At 33.2% G+C, this 26,154-nt stretch carries 16 protein-coding genes; 2 read left to right on the top strand and 14 right to left on the bottom strand.

Going from position 1 to position 26,154, the window contains the following annotated elements:
• Positions 1-6: 6 nt before the first annotated feature.
• From IUY40_RS13090 to IUY40_RS13065, 6 genes are all read right to left on the bottom strand, one after another.
• Positions 7-1,008, bottom strand: coding sequence for a DUF3667 domain-containing protein (locus IUY40_RS13090; protein ID WP_195737308.1), 1,002 nt, complete (start codon positions 1,006-1,008; stop codon positions 7-9).
• A 42-nt stretch (positions 1,009-1,050) separates the two neighbouring features.
• Positions 1,051-1,824: a dienelactone hydrolase family protein gene (locus IUY40_RS13085; protein ID WP_195737307.1), complete on the bottom strand. Its 774-nt coding sequence runs from the start codon at positions 1,822-1,824 to the stop codon at positions 1,051-1,053.
• 102 nt (positions 1,825-1,926) lie between these two features.
• Entirely contained in the window at positions 1,927-4,128 is a 2,202-nt protein-coding gene (locus IUY40_RS13080; RefSeq protein ID WP_195737306.1) for a penicillin acylase family protein, read from the bottom strand.
• A gap of 2 nt (positions 4,129-4,130) precedes the next feature.
• Positions 4,131-4,994 (bottom strand): cyanophycinase, encoded by an 864-nt coding sequence (locus tag IUY40_RS13075; RefSeq protein WP_195737305.1) that lies wholly within the window; start codon positions 4,992-4,994, stop codon positions 4,131-4,133.
• 17 nt (positions 4,995-5,011) lie between these two features.
• Complete coding sequence (locus IUY40_RS13070) at positions 5,012-6,514, bottom strand: M20/M25/M40 family metallo-hydrolase (protein WP_195737304.1); 1,503 nt, start codon at positions 6,512-6,514, stop codon at positions 5,012-5,014.
• Positions 6,515-6,535: 21 nt separating this feature from the next.
• Positions 6,536-6,988, bottom strand: a complete 453-nt coding sequence (locus IUY40_RS13065; RefSeq protein WP_195737303.1) for an Lrp/AsnC family transcriptional regulator — start codon at positions 6,986-6,988, stop codon at positions 6,536-6,538.
• Positions 6,989-7,209: 221 nt separating this feature from the next.
• On the opposite strand from IUY40_RS13065, the gene rocD reads away from it, so the two are divergent.
• Entirely contained in the window at positions 7,210-8,463 is a 1,254-nt protein-coding gene (rocD, locus tag IUY40_RS13060) for an ornithine--oxo-acid transaminase (protein ID WP_317190920.1), read from the top strand.
• Positions 8,464-8,524: 61 nt separating this feature from the next.
• Here the strand turns inward: rocD and IUY40_RS13055 are convergent, their stop codons facing one another.
• The 8 genes from IUY40_RS13055 to IUY40_RS13020 all read right to left on the bottom strand — a co-directional run bounded on the left by IUY40_RS13055 (position 8,525) and on the right by IUY40_RS13020 (position 23,540).
• A complete protein-coding gene (locus tag IUY40_RS13055) occupies positions 8,525-9,919 on the bottom strand; it encodes a RagB/SusD family nutrient uptake outer membrane protein (protein WP_195737301.1) in 1,395 nt (464 codons plus the stop codon).
• A gap of 11 nt (positions 9,920-9,930) precedes the next feature.
• Entirely contained in the window at positions 9,931-12,918 is a 2,988-nt protein-coding gene (locus tag IUY40_RS13050; protein WP_195737300.1) for a TonB-dependent receptor, read from the bottom strand.
• 432 nt (positions 12,919-13,350) lie between these two features.
• Positions 13,351-14,613, bottom strand: a complete 1,263-nt coding sequence (locus IUY40_RS13045; protein WP_195737299.1) for a putative sulfate exporter family transporter — start codon at positions 14,611-14,613, stop codon at positions 13,351-13,353.
• A gap of 166 nt (positions 14,614-14,779) precedes the next feature.
• Positions 14,780-15,496 carry a thioredoxin domain-containing protein gene (locus tag IUY40_RS13040; RefSeq protein ID WP_195737298.1) on the bottom strand — a complete coding sequence of 239 codons (717 nt, stop codon included), beginning with the start codon at positions 15,494-15,496 and terminating at the stop codon, positions 14,780-14,782.
• A gap of 4 nt (positions 15,497-15,500) precedes the next feature.
• Entirely contained in the window at positions 15,501-16,580 is a 1,080-nt protein-coding gene (locus IUY40_RS13035) for a sterol desaturase family protein (RefSeq protein ID WP_195737297.1), read from the bottom strand.
• Between the two features lie 390 nt (positions 16,581-16,970).
• Entirely contained in the window at positions 16,971-18,902 is a 1,932-nt protein-coding gene (locus tag IUY40_RS13030) for an arylsulfatase (RefSeq protein WP_195737296.1), read from the bottom strand.
• A 27-nt stretch (positions 18,903-18,929) separates the two neighbouring features.
• Positions 18,930-20,402, bottom strand: coding sequence for a RagB/SusD family nutrient uptake outer membrane protein (locus IUY40_RS13025; protein WP_195737295.1), 1,473 nt, complete (start codon positions 20,400-20,402; stop codon positions 18,930-18,932).
• Positions 20,403-20,417: 15 nt separating this feature from the next.
• A complete protein-coding gene (locus IUY40_RS13020) occupies positions 20,418-23,540 on the bottom strand; it encodes a TonB-dependent receptor (RefSeq protein WP_195737294.1) in 3,123 nt (1,040 codons plus the stop codon).
• A gap of 1,125 nt (positions 23,541-24,665) precedes the next feature.
• Between IUY40_RS13020 and IUY40_RS13015 the strand changes: the two genes are divergently transcribed.
• Positions 24,666-26,141 (top strand): MFS transporter, encoded by a 1,476-nt coding sequence (locus IUY40_RS13015; RefSeq protein WP_195737293.1) that lies wholly within the window; start codon positions 24,666-24,668, stop codon positions 26,139-26,141.
• The last annotated feature ends 13 nt before the right edge of the window (positions 26,142-26,154 follow it).

The following is a 26,154-nucleotide window of genomic DNA, read 5'->3' as shown; positions in this document are numbered from 1 at the left end:
TTTTTGTTAGTGTAAATTTATGAATGTATATAAAATATAGAATGTTAGTAAAAATACTATAAAAAAGAAGTTGATAAAGAATAATGTTGCACTTTTAACAAAGGAAACAAATCTTGTTTCTCCATAAAAACGATGATGCGCCGGATAAAAATAATAACACATCCAGACTATTCCTACAAAATATATAATGCCCGAAATAAAGCTCAAAGCACTAGTTGAACCGAGTAATCCAAATAATTTCTCTGTAATGAACAAAATGAGGAACATGAGCAGCAAAAATGAAAAATAATGCAAAGTGAAAATTCCGTGATCAAAATAGTACCATTTCTTTTTGTTATGAAAAATCCATAAGAAGAAAGCGAAAAATGGCATTATGATGAAAAGAATCTTAGGTATGTTATGAACAAAAGATTCGATAAACTTTTCAATGATTTCCTTTTTAGTGTTTGTCTCCGTCACGTGGACTGCTTTCTCATAAATCCAGTATTCAAACTCATTAAGTTTTTCTTTTTCTTTTCCATATTTTTGAATGGAATCAATCTCTTTCATTGTTTTTAGCTTAAAATAGGACTTATCCACTGTTTTCGACTTAAAATATGACTTTTCATTCCAGTTTTTAATCTCTTTTGTATTTTCTTTTTCGAAATTATACGTAATTTCATTTTCACTTTTTGTCAGATTTTCTGTTACTGAATTGGGGAATAATGCAATTAAAAGAAAGGTAACAAAGCTGATAAAAATATATAATCGAACTGGTGCTAAATAAGACAAACGTTTTCCTGAAAGATATTCTTTGGTTAGAGCGGATGGTTTGAATAAAAGATTTCTAATTGTACGCCAAAAAGCATTCTCATAATGCGTTAAATCTTCGAAAAAATGAATAAATAAATGGTGGAATGTTTTTCGAGTATCAGTATTTTCCTGTCCACAATTGGGGCAAAATTTCTGATCAACAACGTGTCTGCAATTCAGGCAGGTTTTGTCTTTTCGTAAAGCGCTTTTTGACATAAAAAAAAAGGTTTGGTATTTTTTGGTTTGAGATAGTTATGGTTATTTTTTTAGGACTTCGTTTAAGAAAAGTTTTAAATGTTCAAAGGAACGTTTAGCGGCTTTTTCATTATATGCTGCCCCTTTAGAATTATCATTTCCTGCTTCGGGATTGGTAAAAGAGTGTACCGCATTTGCATAATAAATCATTTGCCAATCGGCTCTGGTATCGCGCATTTCTTGTTGAAAAGAGTTAATTTCTTCTTTTGACTCATATGGATCATCGGCACCATGGCAAACTAAAACCTTTGCTGTAATAGGCTGGGCTGGTCGTTTAATATCTTTTCCTAAACCACCATGAAATGAAACAACTCCCTGTATATTAAGATGTCCTCTTGCAGCTTCAAGAGCACCTGTTCCTCCAAAACAATACCCAATTATAGCAGTATTATTAACATTGGCTCCTGATTTTACTAATTGTTGTAAAGCTAGATTAATTCTGTTTTGATAAATACTAAAATTACTCTTGTAATATCCAGATAGTTTACCTGCTTCGGTATTATCATTTGGATAGTTTCCTTGTCCGTATATATCTGCAATAAAAACATGATACCCCAAATTGGCTAAGTTTTCAGCAATTTCTTTGGATGCATTATCAATACCTTTCCAAGCAGGAAGGATTAATATCCCAGGATTTTCATTGCTTTTTGTTGTAGGATTAATAGCGAGCCCATTTAAAACCTGACTTCCATCAGTATATTTTACTTGTTTTAATTGTGCGCTCATAGTTTGGCAAAAAAGAATAATAGTAAATAAGAGAAGGTGTGATTTTTTCATAGTTTCGTAAATTTAAACAAATATTAGAAATTTTATGTTACAAAAAAACTTCAAAAATGTATTTCTTCTACCTTTTTTGTAAGCTGATTGTTAAGTTGAAAATTATTTACCAGGATGATAGTTTTTTTTTGCATTTTTTATGACATCTTCTTTATAAAATAAGACTTCTTTAAACTCACCTTTTTGATACATTTCAGCTTGGTCAGCAAAATGTTTTGAAGTTGGATCACCACTGTTTCCTCCTGCTAATAACGATTTTGCCTTTATTTTTGAACCAAATTCTACAGCGCAAACAAAACTATTACCATTGTATCCATAACGTTTTTTAGAATCATTTTGGTAGCTGCTTTTAAAAGAAGGTAAGCTTCCCCAGGAACCTGGACCAAAAGCAATTGATAAACTTGGTTTTGAATCGTCATATTTTAAATCGATGTCACCGCTAGAACGTTGAAAGCGGTTAATTTCGCCCCAAGCTACTTTCCATGTTCCCCATTTTGATTTTAGTTCTTTTAAAACGGATTGCAATTGTGGTATTAGTTGAGCTGCAGTTGCATTTTTTGCAAAATTTTTAGTGTTTTCAACCTGATCCAATTCACCTTCATCAATATAAGCTTTTAAGATAATTGGGTCTAATTTATACGCCCATTCAACGGCTAATGTTGTTGCTATAGAATTTTCTTTTGCATAATAATCCCAGTTTTTTAGCATAGCAATTGATTCTGTTAAATCATTATATTCTGGATCTGTAGTCTTTATACTTTTTTCGAATACAGTAATTAAACTTGGAATTAAGATTTCAAATATGGATAATTTAGTGTCATATCCATCGGCAATTACTTTGTCTAATGTGTAATTATCGCCTTTGCTAAATATGCGAACGGCATTTACTCCTCTAAAGTTTTCTCCATCAGGTGCCATATAAGGCAAATAGTTTTCTTTTTTAGGACTGTTTTCTCCAGCTACTGAATAGGGTGTAGAATTACAATTTTGAAGCCAGCCATTTATCGGATTATATATATGTACAGTTTCATTTACTTCATGAAGACCTTTCCATTGCGTTGATGAAACGGAACCATCAACGACTTTTGACCAATTGAGATTTTTGTCTCTTATTGGAATAAAGTTTCCGTGCCAATACGCAATGTTTCCTTTGTTATCTGCATAAACGGTATTGTTGGAAGTATTGGCTTTTAAATCCATTGCTTTTTTATATTCTTCAAAATTGGTCGATTTTGTTCTTATCCAACTCTGAATTAGACTTGTCATTGATCGGTTATTCGATTTTAAACTAATCCATTTTCCATCGCGTTTGGCCATAATCGGTCCGTTATTGGTAAAATAGGTTTTAAATTTTTTGGGAATTAATTTGCCGTTTTCAGTATAGTTTATTGTAATTTCTTTTTCGATAACAGGCAGTAGCTTTTTATCAAATTCATAAAATAATTTATTTTTTTTATGAACTATTTTTTCTGCATACATATCAGCAACATCTACATTTGATGATGTATGCATCCAACCACAATTCTCATTAAAGCCCTGATAAATAAAAAACTGTCCCCAAGTTACTGCTCCATATGTATTTAGCCCTTCTTCACTTGTTACCTGAACTTCAGGTCTAAAGTAAAAAGTGGTATGAGGATTAATGTATAAAATAGCATTTCCATCAGCTGTTTTTGATGGTGAAAATGCAAAACCGTTTGAGCCTGTTTGTACATTTTTTTCTCTTTCTACATAAGCTACTTTGTCATTATTTCCAGAATAAAAAGCTTTTAGTTCACCAGTTGTAAGATCGGCAGTGCTTATGGCTCCAATGCTCCCATCAGTCCAAAGCAAAGGGAACCACGGTTCAAAATGAGTTAAAAGGGCTGGTTTTACTTCTGGATGATTGTATAAATAAAAATTGATAGCATCTGCATAACTATTTAAAAGTTTTTTGAGCCAGTCAGGTGCTTTTTTATAATCTGATTTAGCTTCTTGTGTATCAATTAAAAGACGTATTTCGAGATCATTGTATAAAACTGATTGTCCTTTTATTTCTGAAAGGCGTCCTAGTTTTTCAATATAATTCATCTCAATTCGCTTAAAATCATCTTCGCATTGCGCGTAAAGTAATCCAAATACAGCATCAGCATCGGTTTTCCCATAAACATGTGGGATTCCCCAATTATCTCGAATTATGGTAACCTGCTGTGCTAATTTTTTAAGCCGATTAATCTCTTTCGTATTTATTTTCTGTGCAGAAATTTGAAAGGTTATACAAGTAAGAACAAAACTTAGTTTTATTATTTTAAGGTAATTGAACATAGTTAGTTTATATTAAATTTTTGTCCTGCGGTATAAATACTCATTTGAAGATTTTCTATAGATATCAGGTTGTTATTTTTAGCTTTTAAAATTCCTTTTGGATTTCTAACTACAATGACTTCACTATCTCCAGCAACTTCAACCTGATTGTTTCGAACAATAATTGCGGTAGCTTCATCAATTCCAATTCCGGTTAAAGTTGGAAATTCAACTAAAGCCGTTAGGAGTCGATTGTAACGATTTCTCTTTAAAAAATGCTGATCAATAATGGCGGTTTTAATTAATCCTAAACCTTCTGAGGTTTCTAGATTGTCATATCTAATATTATCAAAAGTTCCTGAATATTCTTTTTGCAATTTTTGATTTCCTGTTATCATTTTTTCTGACATTACAGCTGCACCAGCACTTGTTCCAGAAATTGTACTTCCGTTTTCATAAGCTTTTTGTATGGCTGTTTTTATTGGAGTATTTTGAACTATATTCATAAAACGTGTTTGGTCGCCTCCGCTTATAAAAATTAGTTTTGCTTTTTGTAGTGAGTCAGTTAATGTTTTATTTTGTGCTGTTGCTGCATTAAAGTTGAACATTACAATTGGATTTGTTGTCAATTTTAGCATTTGTGTTTTAAAAAAGATAAAGGAGCTATCTGGTTCTTCACTAGACATTGGTAAAACGACGATGTAATCTTTTTTTGTTAAGTCGGCAACACTTAAGACTTGTTTCATCAAATTATCAGATCGGTCTCCACCGCCAATTATAAATAGTTTTCCTTTAGGTGTTTGTGCCTGAAGAAGGCAACTCATGAATAGGAGTGAAATCAATAGTTGTTTTTTTGACAAATAATTGAACAGTAATTGGTTTTTCATGGTTTTATCTGGTTTAGTTAAGGCATATTTGCTATAAATCTTAAGAGAGATGTATTAATTATAAAAAGAACATCTTGAATTTTATCTAAATCTACTTTTGAGGCTACATCTCGAATGGAGTGATAATCATCATGAAAACCACTAAAATAAGTCATAACTGGAATTCCTTTAGCTGCAAAAGAGGCATAATCACTTCCGGTATGTCCATTGGTTTCCCAAAGATCGAGTGTAAAAGGTTTAGAAAGTTTGCTATTGCTAAAAGTAATTATTTCTTTTAAACTATCGCTTCCTTCCTGTGTTCCAATGCTTAAAACTCGATGGGTTTTATCTTCTGGAGCACTTCTTGATATCATATCCATATTGATAACGAGCAGTATTTTTTGTTTCTTTAAATCGAAATTTTGAATAAAATTTTGACTTCCTAAAAGTCCCATTTCTTCTGCAGTCCAAGAAGCAAATAAGATATTGCACGGTGGTTTTATTTTTGATTCAGACCAGTTCTTAGCTAATGCCAACATTCCTGAAACTCCCGAAGCGTTATCGTCGGCACCATTATAGATTGTATCATTTATGATTCCTAAATGATCGTAATGAGCACCTACAATAATGGTTTTAGTAGTATCTTTTCCTTGAATCATTCCCAGAACATTTCGAACAGGAAAAGTTTTTGTTTGTAATTCAATGGAAAAATTAACTGTTGTGTTTTTTAATTGAACAGGAGGAATGCCTATTTTATTTGCATAATTTTTCTCAACTGTTTCTAATGAAATACTATTTCCTGAAAAAAGTTTTTCAGCTGCCGATTTATTTAATTTAAAAAGAGGAATAGCAGTTGTAGTTGGTGTTTCTAATGAATGTAAAAGAGCATCTTCTTTGAAATTTTTAAATTTCGGATCTCCATTTGCTCCTATAATAATTAAAGCAATTGCATTTTTATTGATGGCAGTTTGTATTTTGACTTCTTCCAGATTATTTTCTTCTGGGAATAATTTTTTAAATTTCTGATATAAAGTTGAGGTACTGTCTTGATGGCCTGGGAATCCTTTTAAAATAACAACAATTTTTCCTTTTACATTTAGGTTTTTATAATCATCACAGCCTTCTTTTGGTATGCTTAGCCCGTAACCTGCAAAAACTATTTGGGCTTCTCTTTGTAAAGATTGCGTAATTGGAGTGACTTGATAATCGTTTTCTGGTGAAAGAAGGAGTGTTTCTGTATTTCTTTTTTTAATTTCAAAAGATGTTTTCTTTACGGTGTGTTCTAGGATTTTAAAATCTTGAAAATATCCAGATTTACTGTTATAAGGAATTAATTGATATAACTCCATCATTGATGCAATATATTCAGAAGCCATAAAACCACCTTTTTGAGTAGAGCCGCGGCCTTCCATCCAATCAGAAGCTAAAAAGGAAAGGGTTCCTGAGAAATCACTTTTGGATGGATTTTGGACAATAGTTTGCGAAAACAAGACAGATTTGCAGAGAAATAAAATAACTGGTAAAAGGAATTGTTGACGCATATTTTTAGTTTATAAGGTTGATTATAAAGTAATATTTCGTTTAAAAGCACATCCTAATTCTATAATTGAATCAGTTTTTGCAATACCAGGAATACTATCTATTTTTTCGTAGAGTATTTTTCTCATATGCTCATGATTCGTAGCTATAATTTTTAGGTAAAGGGTAAATGATCCAGTTACAAAATAACATTCAGTAACTTCTGGGATTTCTTTTAATGCTTCTATTATGCGATTTGAATCGGAATCTTTGTTGAGTGTAATTCCTGTAAAAGATGCCCAATCATATCCAATTTTTTTTTCGTTTACAACAGGTTTTATTCCAGTTAAAATGCCATGATCTATTAGTCTGTTAACCCGTTGATGAACCATCGTGTTTGAGATTTTTAGATTAGAAGCGATAGAGGAGAAGGCCATTCTGCCATCTTTTTCCAGCTCTTTTATGATACTGATATCGAATTCGTCTAATATATCCATTGTTTTGTTCTGAATTAAAATGATTGTTTCTGTTAGTTATAAAAGTAATTGTTTTTTGTGATTTTTAAATAGAATGTTTCTTTTTAAAAATGACTCGAATTGATGTTTTTTAAATTTAAATTTTTGTAAAATAAATAAATTTTAAGTCATAATAACTTTTTTTTGTTGTAAAATATATAAAAAGGGCTAATTTTGTAACTTAAGTTTAAAAAAAATAAATAATTATGCAGACAAAACAAAACCTTTCATCAAAATCAGAAATCTTGATTGAAAAAGAGAATAAGTATGGAGCACATAATTATCACCCACTTCCAGTAGTTTTAGAAAGAGGTGAGGGTGTTTATGTTTGGGATATAGATGGGAAAAAATATTATGACTTTTTATCTGCTTATTCTGCGGTCAATCAAGGGCATTGCCATCCAAGAATTATAAAGGCTATGGTTGATCAAGCTCAAAAACTTACATTGACTTCTCGTGCTTTTTATAACGATCAATTAGGACCTTATGAAGAATTTGTAACCAAATACTTTGGTTTTGATAAAGTTTTACCAATGAATACTGGTGCTGAGGCTGTTGAAACGGCACTTAAAGTATGTAGAAAATGGGCTTATGAAGTTAAAGGTATTCCTGAGAACCAAGCTCAGATTATTGTTTGTGAGAATAATTTTCATGGAAGAACAACAACTATCATTTCATTCTCTAATGATGAAGCTGCTCGTAAAAACTTCGGACCATTTACTGATGGCTTTATAAAAATAGAATATGATAATCTTGAAGCTCTTAAAAAAGTTTTGGAATCTTCAACAAATATTGCTGGATTTTTGGTTGAACCAATTCAGGGTGAAGCGGGTGTTTATGTTCCTTCTGAAGGATATTTAGCAAAAGCAAAAGCCTTGTGTGAAGAACATAATGTTTTATTTATTGCAGATGAAGTTCAAACTGGAATTGCACGTACTGGAAAATTATTAGCCGTTCATCACGAGAATGTTCAGCCTGATATTTTAATTTTAGGTAAAGCAATTTCTGGTGGTGTTTATCCTGTTTCTGCAGTTTTGTGTAATGACGAAATTATGAATGTTATTAAACCAGGACAACACGGATCGACTTTTGGAGGAAACCCTGTTGCTGCTGCAGTTGCTATTGCTGCACTTGAAGTAATTAAAGATGAAAATCTAGCTGAAAATGCAGAACGTTTAGGGATTATTTTAAGAAAAGGTTTGAATGAAATTGCCAAAAAAAATAACCTGATTACGTTGGTTCGTGGTAAAGGATTATTAAATGCAATTGTGATAAATTGTGGTGAAGATTCTGATTTAGCTTGGGAAATTTGCCTTAAATTTAGAGATAATGGATTATTGGCTAAACCTACTCACGGAAATAAAATTAGATTAGCACCACCATTGGTAATGACAGAATCTCAAATTCATGAGTGTCTTGAAATTATTGAAAAATCTTTAAATGATTTTAGAAATTAAATTAATGTTTACAAATTGATATAAAAAAACATTCGCCGCAGCGAATGTTTTTTTTGTTTTCTTAGTTACTATATCCTGGATTCTGAGTGATTTTTTTATTGGCATCTGTTTCTTTCAACGGAATTGGAAATACCAAATTATTAGCGTCATAAAGAATTAAACTAGTTCCGTCTCCATCTTCACTAATATCAATGGAGCGTTTTGTTCTTTTGATGTCATGTATTAAGAAACCTTCCATTCCTAGTTCTAATTCGCGTTCTAATAAAATATCATCCAGAGTAAGTGTTGATAAGTTAGCTGCATTTGCTCTTGTTCTAATAATATTGATATCGTCAAGCGGAGTGTTTCCAAGTGCTGTTCCTTTTCTAAAATTAGCCTCAGCTCTTATTAAGTACATTTCGGCTAAACGAATAATACCCACATTCGCAAATTGATCTGTATACTTAGATGTTAGTGTTCTTCCGGTTCCATCATCTACATAGTTAAAAGCAGCTCTGTCATCAGGATCGCTAAATTTTTCTAAGTAATGATCTCTGATAGAAAAATCACCATTACGACCTCCGTTACTTTCAGACGCATAGAAAGTAACCGCATCATTTACTCCTGTTTGTTTTGTAATCTGTATGGCAAATACATCTTCGGTTTGATCTGTATCGTGATTAAAAGCCGCAGCATAGGTTTGAGATAATCCATGTCCGCTATTTTCTATAACATCATTGGCAGCATCTCTTGCGTCATCATAATTGCCTTGCTGCAAATATACTCTGGCTAATAATGCTTTTGCAGCATACTTATCAGCATAAAAGCTATTTTGGTCAGGTAAATTAGTGTAAGCAAGATTTAGTCCATCTATGATTACTTTATAGACTTCATCAACAGTGCTTCTCTCTTTTGAAAGATCAGTATTAAAATTATATATAGCATTTGGTCTTAATACTACTCCTAATTGATTATTAGCCTGACCACTCACGTATGGTTTTGCAAAAAAACGAACTAAATCAAAATAAGCTAGAGATCGTAGAAAGTTAGCTTCACCAATCATTACCGTTCGTTTATTTGGGTCTTTAACTTTATCAATGTTCTCGATTACTGTATTTGCTGCATTAATCATTTCGTAATATCTGGAATAAGTACCTTCGATAATTACGTTGTCAGACAGCATTGTTTTATTGTACATCTGTCTTAACTCACCAAAAGTTCCTCTCCATCTAAAGTCTGTTGTGTTTATAGCTGCACTAACTCCTAGTAAATCGGCATAGACTAAAATTCTTCCACCGTAAGCATTACCATTTGCTGCCAAGGCATACGTTCCAGTGAGTATATTTGTTATACCTGCTTCTGTGCTCAAAGTGATTGAAGCATCTTCTCTTTGCTTAGGCTCTACATTTAGTTCATTTTCGCAACTTGCAAAAAGTACTACGGAAAATAGATATAAAATTATTTTATTTGCTTTCATCTTTGTTCGTTTTAAAAATTAATATTTACACCCATAGCAATTGTTCTCGCTGGTGGAGCGGAGTAAAAATCTTGCCCAATAGCATTATTATCATCTCTTCTGGCTTCGGGATCATTGCCTTTATAATTTGTAAAAGTAAATAGGTTAACAGCCGTGATGTAAAATCTTAAATTGCTCATCCCCATGTCATTTACAGCTTTTTTAGGTAAAGAATATCCTAAAGTAATGTTTCTTAAACGAACAAAATCTGATTTGTCTAAATAACGTGTCGATTCCTGAGTTCCGTTAGCTCCTTCAAATCTAGCTTGAGGAACATTTGTAATGTCACCAGGCTTCTGCCAACGATTTAATTGATCTAATGTTTGATTGTCAAAATAATCAGCTGCAGTAGATTGGTATATTCCTGCCGAATTATAAATACTGGCTCCCCATTCTCCCTGGAAGGTAAATGAAAAATCAATGCCTTTATAAGTTATGGTGTTTGTTAAACCAGACATTAAAGTAGGAAAAGGGTTTCCTGTAATAACTCTTTTTGCTTCGCTATAATCATTAGTTGTACTTTTGTCAATACTTCCATCAGCATTTATAGTATTTTTTACAAAAAGGGCATCTCCATTTTCAGAATCTACGCCAGCATATTCGACTAAATAAAATGAGGAGATATATTCGCCAACTCTATTAATGTTATAATTATTGATAATATCAGTATTGTCGTTAGGTAATGATTTTACTTTGGATTTGTTTGTAGTGATATTGAAGCTTGTATTCCATTTAAAGTTTTCATTTTCAATATTTTTTGTATTTAAAGTAAATTCGAAACCATTACTTCTAATTTTTCCAATGTTTTTATTAATTGTAGATTCTCCAGAACTCAAAGGCAACGGAACTTCAAATAGTAATCCATCAGTATCTTTTTGATAGTAATCTGCTTCTATAGAGATTCTATTTAAGAATCCAATTTCAAAACCAACATCTGTTTGAGTTGATTTTTCCCAAGTAAGATTATCATTTCCCGCCTGATCAAAAGTTAGACCCGATTTTAAATTGTAAGGATTTGGTTTGTACAATTGGCGTGAGGCAAAATTTCCTATTTCTGCGTTTCCTAATTTACCCCAACTTCCTTTTAACTTTAAATAGGTTAAAACAGGATTTTCTTTTAAGAAACTTTCCTGCGATACAACCCAACCAGCTGAGAAAGCGGGGAATACTCCAAATCTTTCATTTTTTCCGAAACGAGATGAACCATCACGACGGATGCTGGCTTTAAAAAGATATTTATTATCATAACTATAATTTAATCTTCCAAATTGTGAAACAAAAGCATAATCAGTTTGACTTCCGTGCCCTTCATTTACTTCGGCACCACCATCAACAGTTTGAAAAGAATCATTTGGAAAATAAATGCTGTTCACATCCTGGTAACGTCTGTTGTATTTGTTAAATTCCATACCTGCAACAGCATTTATAGTATGTTTTCCTGCAAATGTTTTATCGAAAGTGAAATAGTTACTAAAAACATAATTTTCTGTATTTACTGAGGATGCAAATACAGCACCATCTGTTGCCATAAACGGAGCATTTTTTCCTTGCCAGTAATCTTCCGTTTGACTTAAAAGGTCGTATGAGAAATCTGAATTAAATTTTAAAAATGAAAATAATTTCAATTCTCCATATACTTTCCCTATAACTCTTCTCATAATTGTTTTCCAGAAGGTGTTGTCTTTGGCCAAAAGGTAATTTGAATATTCTGTATTTGGGTTTGCGCTTCCATCTGCTAATCTAGCTTGAGATATTGGTGCTTGTGCCACAGATTGTAATGGACTTGAAAATGAATTATCGTCCTGAACTCTATTTATTAATGATCTCGAAAATCCAATATTCATTCCAGCTGTAAAACGGTCAGACACTTTGTGAGATAAGTTGGTTCTGGCTGTTAATCTTTCTAAATTATTACTATCAATAATTCCTATAGTTTTGTTGTAAGAACCTGATATAAAGTATTTAGTTTTATCATCACCGCCTGAAACTGAAAAATCAGCGTCAGTTGTATATCCTGTTTTTAAGGCTTCTTTTTGCCAGTCGGTGTTTACTTCTCCATTTCTCCAATCTGTTCCTTGCGATAAAAATTCCAATTCATCTTCTACCGATGCTAAATCATTTACATTTCTACCTGCTTCTAGTAATAATTCAACATATTGTTTTGCGTTTAACCATTTTTTTTTATGTGTAGCTTCACTAATTCCCTGTGACATATTAATAGAGAAAGTCCCTTTTCCATCTTTCCCTCTTTTAGTCGTAATAATTACTACTCCATTTGCACCACGTGCACCATAAATAGCAGCAGATGAAGCATCTTTTAGTACATCAATAGATTCAATTTCGTTTGTACTTAAAGTCAATAAAGGATTAGTTGGAGCTCCATTGCCCGATTCATCATCAGTAATTAACGGAATACCGTCTAATACATATAAGGGTTGTGTTCCTGCGCTAATACTTGCAGCTCCACGTACTCTAACACTTATTCCTCCTTCTACTTTACCGTTTGTCTGAGTGATTTGTACACCAGCTAATTTACCGACCAATGCATTTTGTAGGTTAGAGACAGGGATTTGCTGTATGTCTTTTGCTGTTACCCTGGCAATGTTGTCTGTTAAATTCTTTTTAGATTGTGTACCATAACCCACAACTAGAACTGCATCAAGTTCATTTTGAGTTTCGGTTAATTCAATCGTCATTAAATTTGACGCTGGTACTTGAATTGTTGCAAAACTTACATAGCTCGCAATTAAGATATCTCCTTTGTTTGCTGCTATTTTAAAATTTCCATCAAAATCAGTTTGAGTACTGTTTTTTTTCCCTTTTACAAGGATGTTTACTCCAGGAATAGGAACCTTTTTTGTATCGGTAACTTTGCCTGATATAAATCCTTCTTGAGCATGAGCTATTTGTACTAGTAATACCGACAAAAGCCATAAGTAATACTTTAAGTTAATTTTCATTTTTTAAAGTTTAAGGTTAGGTTTCAAATATCTTAAATTTATGTTAATTAGTTTTGCTTTTTTAACATAAAACTTAACAAATAATAGTGTTTTTGTATAAAATGTAACATTCTGGCGTTAAAGTCTACTTTTTTATTAAAATAAATATCATTTTTCATGAATAATGTAATTAAAAGCCTTTTTGTTGTCTTTTGTTTGTTGTTATTTAACGTAATTCCGGAACAATATCTTATTATTTGTGTTTTTTTGGTGTTTAATAGCAAAAGCGATAGTCTTTGAGCTATCGCTTTTTGTTTTATAATTGCTTAAAATATCAAAAAAAGCAACTATTTTTTTAAAGGGTTTCCACCTGCTAAAAGCAGAAGGATTAGTGTTATATAAAATTTCTTCATTTTATGTTAATTTTTTGTGGGCTAACTCTTTCCTATAATTTTAGTTGCTGAATAATAATAAGGCTATTATCAGCGTAATAATCACGTTGAATAGTTGTGCTATTAAAAAGGCAAATAGTGGTTTTTTGCTGTTGTTGTTTAGCAAATCTTTAAAGTTGGTTTCCAGACCTATACTTGTAAATGCCAGGGCAAACCAAATTCCCTGTAGATTTTTTAAACTATCCTTGACTTCTTCTCGAATTTCAGATGTAAGTAGGAACGAAAAGATTAGCGAAGCGGCTATGAATCCAATGACAAACTTTGGAAAACGTTCCCAGATAACTCCCAATGTGGGCTTGGATGCAATAGCTTCGGCCGATTTGTTATGGGTATAAGTCCAATAAACAGATATGGCAAAAGCAGCTAGTCCTAATAATACATTTTGAGAGAATTTTACAATCGTACTAATTTTTAATGCTGTTTCTCCTACCAATGAACCTGATGCAACGACAGCTCCTGAGGTATCAATACTACCACCTAACCAAGCTCCGGTAACTTCTTCGGGGAAGTTGAAATATTTGGCTATGATAGGCATGAAAATCATCATGGGAATTGCTGTTACTAATACCATCGAAATGACATAGGATAGTTTTTTGGAGTCTCCTTTGATAGCACCTGATGTTGCAATAGCGGCAGAAACGCCACAGATGGAAACGGCACTGGAAATCATCATTGTTAGTTCATCATCGACTTTTAGTTTTTTGCACAACCAAAAAGCAAAGTACCAAACGGATAACACTACCACCAAAGCTTGGGCTAATCCTAATGTACCTGCTTTAAGAATGTCGGAGAAGATTACGCTTGTACCTAATAAGACCAATCCGATTTTTACAAATACTTCTGTAGCAAGTGCTGAACGAAACCATTCTGGCAGTTTGAAAAAGTTACCAATGGCTAAGCCTATAATCAGACTAAAAATTACGGCTTCGAGATTAAATCCTTTTATGGTTGCATTTCCTGCAATAATCAAAGCAATTATGGTTAGTATATAAACTATTGGGAATCCGAGTAAAAAGTTCTTCACTGATTTTCCGATTAGGAAAGCGCCAATTACTCCTATAGAAATAAGGTATATAAACTGCAATGCAATGATTTGTAAATTCTCTGAATCAAAGACATCACTTAATAAATCGGTTACATTTGTCCATTTGAATACGGGTACTTCAGGAAGAAAAATAAATAGGGATATCCCAATTATTAAAAATCCTAAAATAACGACTGTCCAGTCTTCGTGAATGGTATATTGTTTTGTTTTAATTGACATTTTAATGTTTTTTAATTTTTTTCCTCCAAGGTCTTTTTTGACCTTGGAGGTATGGTAATCTTGCAGTAAAAGCTTTAACCTTTAATGAAGACGCACTGCGGTGCGTCTCTACGGAAAACCTTTGCGTCTTTGTTCCGATAGCTATCGGAACTCAGAACCTTTGTACCTAATTTTCAGCTAAAGCCACATCAACATCTTTTTTCAAATCACCTAAACCTTCTTTTTTAAAAACAATCTTTCCGTTTTGATACAATATCAAGGTTGGGAACACTTTTATTGTTTTTAAATCGGCTATAATTTGTGGGTTTTCTTCTAAGTCAATTTCTACAATTTTTAAATTAGTACCGTATTGCGTTTTGATGGTTTCTAAAACAGGTTTCACTTTTTTGCAAGCACCACAATATTTAGATCCAATGTCTACTAAAACAGCATTATTATCGGCAATGATTTTGTTGTATTCTGTTAGCGATAATTTGCTTTTTGAATTGGTGTAAAATGGTTTTCCGTTTCCAATCCAATTGGCAATTCCGCCTTCAAGACTATATGCTTCTATGAAGCCATTTTTTAATAATTCTTTCTCTAAAGCTACACTTCTACCAGCTCCGATGGAGTAGATAAAAACGGGTTTTGATTTATCTAATGCTGCCACAGCTTTTGCATAATTCTCAGATTGTAAATTAAAATTGACTGCGCCATTGATATGGTTCAATGCATATTCCTCTGCGCCACGAGCATCAATTATCTGTGGATTTTTTTGACTTTTTATTTTCGAATAAAATACATCCAGCGATACTATATTAGAAGCTTTATCTTGGGCAAAACTTGCAATTGTAAATAGCAAGATTATCGCTGTGATACTGTTTTTTATTTTTGAATTTTTCATGTTTTTACGATTGAGTTTGATGTTCATAATAAACTGGACTTGGACTTTGGTTAGCAGTATTATTTGCTTTTTGTGTTAATGGAACTGCGAGAACTCCTTCAGCCAGGGCACTTCCTTCTTTTTTAGATTTGAATATTGGCCAAAGAAATTGCGCATACCATTCTTCTTGTTTATAGGATTTCATTCCGTATGATTTTGGGAATTTACGAGTAATTAAACCTGTCCCGAAAATCATATCCCAAATGAAAAACATATTACCAAAGTTGCCTTTAAAATGTCCAATTCCGTCACCGCTAGTATCAGCATGATGTGCGTGATGCGTGGCTGGAGTCGAAATTAATCGTTCTAAAACCCATGCAATAGGATGTAAAACTTTGTATTTATAAAATGGTTTATCCCAGGCAATGCTTGAATGTGCTCCCAAAGTGATAAAGCTTTTTATAACCAAAACAAATAAAGCAGGTAATCCTAATCCTAAATACGTTAAAGTTGCTGTTAGGTATATTTGAGAAAAGAAAACGGTATAGATAAAGTTTTGTCTTGATGCCATTGCCATTCCCATATATGGTGCGGAATGGTGTGTTCTATGAAAACGCCATAAAAAAGGTACTTGATGATGCAAACGGTGATACCAATATTGGGTTAAATCGTCGGCTATTGCAATTAGGAAAAAGCCTCCCCAAAACGGAATCCAAGAAAGGGAATTTTCTAGATTAGGAATTAAAAATGGTAAAACAGTCAAGCTAAAAAAAGCAATTACTGGAGGTAAAAGTAATTTTGGTGCCAAGAAACAAACAATATCTATTTTGCGTTCTTCGCCTGTCCATTGATCATCATATAAACCGGCAGCAAATTCTACGATGCCTAGAATCAACATAAAAACGATTAATCCCCATGTTCGTATGTGAGTAAAAGCTGGTTTTATAAACTCTAAATAGGAGGGTAATGAAATATGTGATTCACTTACTACACCATTACTTAATTTAAAATACAAGTAAATTGCTAATACAGGTAATGTATATAATAAAAGACTAATGCTCAAATCTCTTGTTAGTCTTTTGTTTGAATTATGAGTTGTTGCCATGATCTCTTATTTTAAAATTTGATTAATTAATGTTAAACCTCCTGCCAAAATGATTAGCGGAACTAAAAAAATAATCGCTCCAACGATGATTTTTTTTCCTATTATTTCAAAGTCTACTCGTTTCATATTTTTTATTTATTAGATTCAGGTCTTTTCTATTTTGATAAAAGACCTGAATCATGATTTATTATTAACTCATTGGTAATTATTCTTAACACATAGAAGCATAGAAGCATAGTTTGCAAAGACTTAAAAAGACGTTTCACTTAAAATAAATCACATAGTACTATGCGAAAAAATTATAATTTTCTAAGAATCCCTTAAATTTTGTTTTTGAATCTATCTCTCTATGTGGTAAATACATTTTGCGAATTATTTTCGAGGCTATTATTAATTTGTTGCTCCAGATTGTGTTGCTTTTTTAGCTAATTCCTGAAGTGTTTTGCCTTTGTCAGCTCCTAGATTATGTATTCTTCTATTAAAAACATCTTGCCAGTCGATTAGCGGATATACGTTGTTTTCTTTTGCTTGTTCATCAAACAATTTCTGAAGTTCTGCTAATTTCTCAGGGTATTTTTTTGCCAAGTTTACGCGCTCGTTAAAATCTTCGTTTAGGTTATACAATTCCCAAACATCGGTATCAAAATTGCTAGGTGCAGGCGCTTCGTTTTTGCCTAACGAATTTTTTATGGCAAATGAATCTGGAAGGTGCGCTGCAGCAGCTTTCCAGCCATCTTTATAAATGGCTCTGTTTCCAAAAATGTAATAGTATTGTACTTTGTGTAATGATTCGGCTTTGGCATTATTTAGCGAAGCATATAAAGTAGAACCTTGTATGGCATCTTGCTTAATTTCTCTAATATATTCCGGAGCCTTAATTCCTGCAATATCTAAGGTTGTAGGAAGTAAGTCGGTTACATGGCTGTATTGATTTCTTATTCCACCTTTTTCTTTGATTTCTTTTGGATAATAAACAATCAACGGATTGCGTGTTCCTCCTTCTGATTGAGCATCTTGTTTCCAATTTTTAAAAGGGGAGTTTGTGGCTTGCGCCCAACCTAAAGGATAGTTTGTATTCAATCCTTTTGCTGTTCCAATTTCTCCAATATTGTTTAAATTATTCTGAAGATTTTGTTCATCAGATACCGTTTTAGAAAAAAGAGATTGGTTTATTGTACCTTGTAAAGTGCCTTCTTTACTAGCTCCATTATCACCAATTGCAACAAAAATTAAAGTATTCTCTAATTGGTTGGTTTCTTTTAAATGATTTACAATTCGTCCTATTTCAGAGTCAGTATAGGTAAGATATCCAGCATATACTTCCATGAATCGGGTATATACTTTCTTTTGATCAGGAGTTAGTTTTTTCCAATCTGTAATAAGCGGATTACGTTCTGGTAATATAGCATTAGCAGGAATTACACCTAATTTTTTTTGATTTGCTAATACTTTCTCACGATACACATCCCAGCCTTCATCAAATTTCCCTTTATATTGATCGCTCCAAGAATCAGCTACCTGATGAGGTGCATGAACGGCTCCGGGTGCATAATACAAGAAGAATGGTTTGTTGGGAGCGGCCTTGTGTTGCTTTGTGATATAACTAATGGCTTTATCGGTAATCTGATCTGTTAAATGTCTGCCATCTGGCGTAACATGGGCATTATCCTCGACTAAATCAGGTTTGTATTGATCTGTTTGTGATCCTAAGAAACCAAAAAAGTGTTCAAAACCTTTTCCTGTTGGCCATCTGTCAAACGGACCAGCATCGGTAGCTTCTTCATCAGGCGTCAAACCATATTTACCTACTGCAAAAGTGTTGTATCCTTTATCTCTTAAAATTTCAGCGATTGTTCCTTTATCAGATGGAATTCTTCCGTCCCAACCAGGAAAACCTGCTGACATAACCGTGTGGGAAAATCCGCTAACATGTACTTTACCTGAATTTCTTCCGGTTAATAATGCTGCACGTGTTGGTGCACAAATAGCCGTTGTATGAAAATTGGTGTAGCGTAAACCATTATTTGCTAAATTATCAAAAGTGGGCGTTTGTATCAAACCTCCAAACGCGCTAGAAGCCCCAAAGCCAACATCGTCTAGTAAAATCCAGATAATATTTGGTGCGCCTTTTGGTGCTGTAACTGGCTCTGGCCAATATTCTTTAGAGTCGGCTAAGGTTTTACCTATTACGCCTTTAAAGTTTGTATCTGGATTTGTTTGTGCAAATCCTTGTACTGCTCCTAATTGTGTGACTAGTAGAGCAGTAATCAAAAGCCCTTTTTTAGGATTTTTGATTGTACTGTTAGTATTGATTTTTTTCATTTTTAATAGTTTTATTTATGGTTGTAGTTAATATCCAGGGTTCTGAGGTAATCCAACTGGGTTAATATTTCTTTCGCTTTGCGGAATTGGGTATAGATTATTTCTTTCTGAAACAGAAGCTTTTGCTGCTACTTTTTTTACTTCGGTTACCAATGTTCCCCAACGAACTAAATCATACCAGCGTTGTCCTTCCTGAACAAATTCTTTTTTGCGTTCTTCCTGAATCGCTGCTCTAAAGGTTGCAGGAGTTAATCCTGATAAATCTATCGTAGGATTTGGCGTATTAATTGGTTTTCCATAAGCTCTCCTTCTTACTTGGTTTAAAGCTTCATACGCTTCGGTAGTAGGTCCGGATTGTTCATTTGTCGCTTCCGCTAAAGACAATAAGATATCGGCATAGCGAATAACAGGGAAATTAATTGCCACATTTCCAGGTGTAGCCAGGTTTGTAAGATCCAGGTATTTTTTAAATATTGGTTTAGGAAAAGTATAAAGTGTTCCTGTAGAAGGATTCAGTAATTGCTTAGCATAACTTACATCTCTTCTGGTATCTCCAGCGGTATAAGTATCATAAAATAAAGCTACATCCGAGATAATATCTGCTGGTTCTGTGGCTGTAAATCCTGTAAAAGAGGTACCTTGAAAAGTACTTCCGCTAGATCCGTTTCCTGCCTGATTTGGTTCAAATTGTACAGAGAAAATATGTTCTTTTCCGTTCTTTTTTGTTTTATTAAATACATCTGCAAAATTTTCAAAAAGGGCATATCCATAACCACCATTAATCACTTCTTTGGTTTTAAGGATAGCATTAGACCAATCTTTTCTTGTCAAATATACTTTTGCCAAAATAGCTTTTGCCGCTCCCGAAGTTGCGCGTCCAGCATCATTTGCAGGATAGGTAGTCGGCAAGCCTTCGGCATCTTTTAGGTCGGTAATAATTTGTGCATACACTTGATCTACTGTAGCTCTATTTGCTTTTAGACTTTCTAAATCAATAGATTTTGGTTCGTGTAAAACTATCGGAACTCCACCCCAAAGACGAACTGCCTGAAAATACAAAAGCGCTCTAATGAATTTAGCTTCATTAATCAATCTTGTTTTTACCACTTCTGAACCTGAAACTTTAGGCACATTATCGATAGACACGTTGGCTCTATTTATACCATTATATATTTGGCGCCAAGCCACTTGCACACGGTCAGAAGTAGCATCATGGGTTAAACTACTTAATGCTCTTACCTGAGGATTGGTTGCCGAAACTCCCGCTGCAGCATAATCTGTAGCCATATCGGTTAGGAAATAAAGATTTCTGCCAAATAAACTTTGCTCTCCCGGATCAAGACTTAAGGAGGCATAAACTGCATTTACACTTGCAATTGCATCATCTTGTGTCTTAAAGTAATTGTCTTCGGTTACAAATGAGGTTGGTGTTACCTCTAGTTCGGTGCACGATATAAACAGACCGACACTTAATAGTAATGTTATTATTATTTTTTTCATCGTTTATTTTTTTGCTTAGAAAGTTACGTTCAGGCCAGAAATGAATGTTTTAGAGTTTGGATACGCTCCAAAGTCAATTCCGGGATATAAATTATTTTGTTCATACGAACTTACCTCTGGATCATAGCCAGTGTATTTAGTCCATGTAATTAAGTTTTCGGCAGATACATAAAATTTAATGCTCTTTGTTCCTAGTTTAGACGAAAGGCTTTTAGGTAGTGTATATCCAAAAGTGATCAGTTTTAACCTCAGGAAAGAAGCGTCTTCTACATAGCGTTCCGAAACGATCCCTAATGGAGAACTTGATGCTCTAGGAATTTCATTACTTGGATTAGTAGGTGTCCAGCGGTCATTTAGAGTTGATGCAGCATTAGTACCAAGAGTAGAGATTTCTAGCTGTTGGTTAAGTGCATTAAATATTTTTCCTCCATAAGATCCTTGTAAGGAGAAATTTAAATCGAAGTCGTGATAAGAAATTGTATTACTAAAACTTCCCACAAATTTTGGTTGAGAACTTCCAAGATCACCTTTATCGGCAGCTGTAATAACTCCATCTCCGTTGGTATCTACATATTTTCTATCTCCAACTTTTGTATTGGCAAGACTGTTTATTTTAGGTTGCGTATTAACTTCTTCCTGGGTTTGAAAAATACCATTGGTTTTATACCCCCAGAAAGTTCCAAGAGGTGACCCTACTTTTACCGTTACGGGCTGTTGTTGTAACAAAGAACCATTAGGAACTACAGGAAAGAATTGATCAACTCCATTTCCTATTGAGACTACTTTGTTCTTATTAGCAGAGAATACGATGTTAGAATTCCATGAGAAGTTTTCTGTTCTTACGTTTTCTGTTGTTAAGCCAATTTCGATACCTTTATTTTCTACACCTCCAATATTTTGTAGCACTGTTGCATATCCTGAAGTAAGCGGAATGGGTACATTTATAAGTAAATCATTTGTTTTCTTGTAATACACATCAAAAACAAAATTTATTTTTCTGTCCAATAACGACAAGTCTAAACCTACATTGTATTGATTGGTTTTTTCCCATCTTAAATCTGGATTTGCCAATCGGGTAGGAGCTAATCCTGTTTGTAATGTCCCTCCAAAAGCATAATTAACAGAACCCATTGAAGCCAATGAAAGATAATTTCCAATTTCCTGATTTCCTGTTGTTCCAGCTGTTAATCTAAGTTTAGCTTCGGTTACACCTTTAATATTTTTAGCAAATTCTTCTTCGGTAATATTCCAGGAAAATCCTGCCGATGGAAAGTATCCCCAAAGTGATTCCGAACCAAATCTTGATGAACCGTCTGCACGTGCAGACAAAGTAAAGTTGTATTTACCTTTATAAGAATAATTTATTCTGGTTAACCATGATTTCAATACACTTTCGAATGCATCGCTATACGGTTTTACACCCACACCATCTTGCAAGGCATTGTAAGTGTTAGCATCATTTACAAAAGTATTTGCGCCAGCATTAACTACTTCTCCTTCTGTGTATTGAAGTGTGTATCCTGCCAAAGCAGAGAATTTGTGGTCTTCGCCAAAATGGGTGTTGTAGTTTAATGTGTTTTCATTTAATACAGAACTTACTAATCGGTCACCAACAGAAGCTAGTCCTTTTGTTCCTGCACCATTTGTAGTATTTGATGGAGCGTAATAATTTTGTTTGGTAACAATTACATCTCCACTTACAGCAATTTTGGCGGTTAGTTCTTTGGTTATTTTATACTCGCCAAATAAACTGGTCAATATTCTATTAATTTTAGTTTCATTGGTCGTATTTACTAAATCATTAATCGGGTTTGATACATAACCATTAACCGATGTTGCGTAAGGATTTTGAGTTACATTATAACTTCCATCATCATTTTTAATATGAACTACTGGAGCCGTTAACAAGGCAGCAACTAACGGATTGGGTTGTCTACTGCTAGAATTCGATCCGACACCATTAGATATTGAATTGCTATAATTGGCATTTACACCAAATTTAAACGCTTGAGAATAATTCCTTTCATAATTGGCGCGAAGAGAAATTCGTTTAAAATCTGATCCAAGTAAAATACCTTCTTGATCAAAATATCCTGCAGAAACAGCATATCTCGAGCGCTCATCTCCACCAGAGAAAGTCAATTGGTGATTTTGTATTGGAGCTGCAGTTCTTAATGCTGCCGATTGCCAGTCATATCCTCCTGAAGTTTTTAGTGCTTCTATTTGAGCAGGAGAAAAAGATGGTGCTTGCCCTATACTTGCCTGAACATCATTGCGCAAACTTGCCCATTGACTGGCATTCATTAAGTTTAGTTTTTTTGAAACATTCTGAAATCCGAAATAACCTTGGTAGGAAATGTTATCCTGTCCTTTTGTTCCTTTTTTGGTAGTAATAAGCACGACACCATTTGCACCACGTGATCCGTAAATTGCAGTTGCAGATGCATCTTTAAGTACTTCAATAGATTCGATATCACTAGGGTTAATTGTAGACAATACATTAACAGTTGCTCCAGAGTAGGATACTCCAGCAGTACTATTGCTATTGTCATTATAAATTAATATTCCGTCTACAACATAAAGGGGTTCATTACCAGCAGTAATCGAGTTTCCTCCTCGAATACGTACACTAGATGAGGCACCAGGTTGTCCTGAACTTTGTGTAACAATTACTCCAGGAATTGCTCCTCGTAGTAAGTTGTCTGCAGATGAGGTTACTTGTGCCAAATTTGCTTTTGGAACAGATGCTACAGAACCTGTAATATCTTTTCTTTTTTGAGCTCCATAACCTACAACGACTAATTCGTCTAGTTCCTGGCGTTCTTCTTTTAAACTGATGGTAACAGGATTTTTATTAACGATTATTTCAGCTTTTTTATATCCTATATAACTTACTATTAAAGTGTAAGGAAGTTTTTGACCGGTTTGAAAATAAAATTTTCCCTCGGTATCTGTCACCACTCCGTGTGTAGTACCTTTAATATTTACAGAAGCCCCAATAATGGGTTGGTTTGTGATATCATCGACTATAGTCCCGTCGAGTTTAGATTGTATAAGAGGGGTTGTATCTTGTGCATTAATTCCGGCAGATACAAGCAGAAGAAATAGCAATGAGTATATGTTTAATTTTTTTTTCATTTCTTTGTGTTGGTTTAAATAGTAAAGGCATAGCGAAAGCTGAGAAATCAACTATCGTTTCCTTTATAAAGAGATTCACATTTTTTTTTAAGCCTGCCATTTCTGTTGCCGCAGAAATGGCTTTTTTTATTTACAGCAACTTCTATACATTGTTTTCATTTTAATTTTTTTAGTTAATTATTTATTTTTTTACATGTTATTCCACCAAGCCGTTCCTTACGCATTTGTTAAAGAATAGTTTTTGTCTTTTCAGTAAGATAATTGTGGAGGGGGTTTAATAAAATCCGTTTAGTTTAAACTATATAAGTTTATAGTTTTATGATAGGTAAACGCAAACGAAAATATTACGATGAGAATTAGCAACAGATACACATATAACAGAAGGTGTTATAAGTGTATACTTTAGGAAGACTGTAGTTAGATATTCTCTCGATTGTTTTCAAAATACAGATTGTTTTTATTTAAACTCTACTAATTCTATAGACAAAGTTAAATTATATATAATAAAAACCAAAAATTTAGATAATTATTTTTAAAAATAAATAGGGAGAATGTAATTAGTAACCTTTTTTAATTTTTTAGTTTGTTGTTTATTAGTGGTTTATTGTTGTTTTTTGACTTCCTTTTTTATTTTAAAAAATGAAATGGTAATTAATAAAAAATAGCCTTTTTAATACAATTTGAATCTGAAATCTTAATTTATTGACTATCAAAAACTTCATTCAGATGGATGTTTTAGCATGAAAGTGCCGTTTGTCTTATTTGTAACATAATTTGTAACATAATTTAGTCAGGAAAGTATTCTCGGTATCTTCATATAATATATATTAGTTTATTTTTTTTGCTTTATAATACTGATAGTAAGTTATTTATATTCTTTCTTAATACGAGTTAATTTGTTTTTGTGTAATTTTTTTTTGTTAATTTTATTCGAAATACAACCACCATTGTTTAAAATAATATCCAACTGGACATAAAGAAACTATTAAGGATAATATTGTCCTTTAATATGACAAATGTCATTTTAAGTAGGAATTGATTTCTTTAATTTTGATTTTTTAATTAAAGAAGTTCATAAAATAGCGTACTGATTTAATTAAAAAACGATATTAAAAACAGTCAATTATGAGTAGTTTATCTCAATCACACAAAATTTTATTTTTAAACACTTTAGCATTTACAATATGTTTTGCTTGCTGGACACTAAATGGTGTTTTGGTTACTTATCTTGTAGATAAAGGTATATTCAATTGGACAGTTGTAGAAACAGGTTGGCTCTTAGGAATTCCTATTTTATCAGGATCAGTTTTCCGACTTCCTATAGGTATATTAACAGATAAATATGGAGGCAAGATTATATTTTCTGTTTTATTGTTATTATGTTCGATTCCTCTTTTTCTTCTTCCGTTTGCCAATTCATTCTGGAGTTTTGCCGTATTAAGTTTTCTTTTTGGTTTAGTTGGAACCAGCTTTGCAGTAGGAATAGGATATACTTCAGCCTGGTATCCTCAAAACTGGCAAGGAAGAGCTTTGGGTATTTTCGGAATGGGAAATGCAGGTGCAGCGATTACAACTTTTGTTGCGCCAACTTTACTAAATCATCTATCAGAAAAAGATCCTACAAACGGATGGAAAATGTTACCTATAATCTACGGAGCTGTTTTAGTTTTTATAGGAATACTTTTTATTGTTTTTGCTAAAAATAAAACCAATCCAGGTGTTTCAAAAACGATGAAAGAATTAATGTCACCGCTTAAAAACATTCGAGTTTGGCGTTTTGGAACATACTACTTTTTAGTTTTTGGATGTTTCGTAGCTTATTCACAATGGTTAGTACCTAATTTCATGAATGTTTACCATACGTCATTAGTAATGGGAGGAATGTTTGCTACTATGTTTAGTTTGCCATCTGGAATAGTTAGAGCTTTTGGAGGTTATTTATCCGATAAATTCGGAGCTCGAAAAGTAATGTATTGGGTTTTAGGTTCATCAATAGTTATAAGTTTCTTACTGATGTTTCCAAAAATGGAAATCTTTACTGCAGGTCCTGGAGTTCTGGCTAGCAATAATGGTATTGTTACCGAGGTTTCTGTCGATGCTATAATCGTAAATGGAAAAGAACATAAAATCAATCCCAAAGCAACTTCAACAGATGATGATACAGCAATTTTTCCAGTAAAAAATTCTTGGCAGGAAATTGTTGTAGAACAAAATCAAGAAGTAAAAAAGAAAGAATTGCTAGCTCAGGGAATTACTCAAATTAAATTTAGCGCCAATCTTTGGGTCTATGTGATTTTGGTAATCCTAATAGGTATTTCATGGGGAATTGGTAAAGCAGCAGTTTATAAACACATCCCAGAATATTTTCCTAATGAAGTAGGAGTTGTTGGCGGAATGGTAGGTTTAATAGGTGGATTAGGTGGATTTGTAGGTCCAATTATCTTTGGTTACCTCCTTAATTATACTGGACTCTGGACCAGTTCCTGGATATTTATTTTCATAGTATCAGTGCTGTGTTTGTTATGGATGCACCGAACAATTATAAACGCAATGAGATCAAAATCACCAAATTTTACCAGAGAGATAGAAGATAAGCATTAAAAAATTAAATAAG

Origin of the sequence: Flavobacterium sp. ALJ2 (genome assembly GCF_015594725.1) — a bacterium.
GTDB lineage: Bacteria > Bacteroidota > Bacteroidia > Flavobacteriales > Flavobacteriaceae > Flavobacterium.
This window is presented reverse-complemented; position numbering and strand designations above follow the sequence as displayed.

Bases quoted from the DNA above. Each gene is read 5' to 3' on its own strand.
- IUY40_RS13065 (WP_195737303.1), bottom strand. From the start codon at position 6,988: ATGGATATATTAGACGAATTCGATATCAGTATCATAAAAGAGCTGGAA.
- IUY40_RS13045 (WP_195737299.1), bottom strand. From the start codon at position 14,613: ATGTCAATTAAAACAAAACAATATACCATTCACGAAGACTGGACAGTC.
- IUY40_RS13080 (WP_195737306.1), bottom strand. From the start codon at position 4,128: ATGTTCAATTACCTTAAAATAATAAAACTAAGTTTTGTTCTTACTTGT.
- IUY40_RS13055 (WP_195737301.1), bottom strand. From the start codon at position 9,919: ATGAAAGCAAATAAAATAATTTTATATCTATTTTCCGTAGTACTTTTT.
- IUY40_RS13015 (WP_195737293.1), top strand. From the start codon at position 24,666: ATGAGTAGTTTATCTCAATCACACAAAATTTTATTTTTAAACACTTTA.
- IUY40_RS13030 (WP_195737296.1), bottom strand. From the start codon at position 18,902: ATGAAAAAAATCAATACTAACAGTACAATCAAAAATCCTAAAAAAGGG.
- IUY40_RS13035 (WP_195737297.1), bottom strand. From the start codon at position 16,580: ATGGCAACAACTCATAATTCAAACAAAAGACTAACAAGAGATTTGAGC.
- IUY40_RS13075 (WP_195737305.1), bottom strand. From the start codon at position 4,994: ATGAAAAACCAATTACTGTTCAATTATTTGTCAAAAAAACAACTATTG.
- IUY40_RS13025 (WP_195737295.1), bottom strand. From the start codon at position 20,402: ATGAAAAAAATAATAATAACATTACTATTAAGTGTCGGTCTGTTTATA.
- IUY40_RS13090 (WP_195737308.1), bottom strand. From the start codon at position 1,008: ATGTCAAAAAGCGCTTTACGAAAAGACAAAACCTGCCTGAATTGCAGA.
- IUY40_RS13040 (WP_195737298.1), bottom strand. From the start codon at position 15,496: ATGAAAAATTCAAAAATAAAAAACAGTATCACAGCGATAATCTTGCTA.
- IUY40_RS13050 (WP_195737300.1), bottom strand. From the start codon at position 12,918: ATGAAAATTAACTTAAAGTATTACTTATGGCTTTTGTCGGTATTACTA.
- IUY40_RS13020 (WP_195737294.1), bottom strand. From the start codon at position 23,540: ATGAAAAAAAAATTAAACATATACTCATTGCTATTTCTTCTGCTTGTA.
- IUY40_RS13070 (WP_195737304.1), bottom strand. From the start codon at position 6,514: ATGCGTCAACAATTCCTTTTACCAGTTATTTTATTTCTCTGCAAATCT.
- IUY40_RS13085 (WP_195737307.1), bottom strand. From the start codon at position 1,824: ATGAAAAAATCACACCTTCTCTTATTTACTATTATTCTTTTTTGCCAA.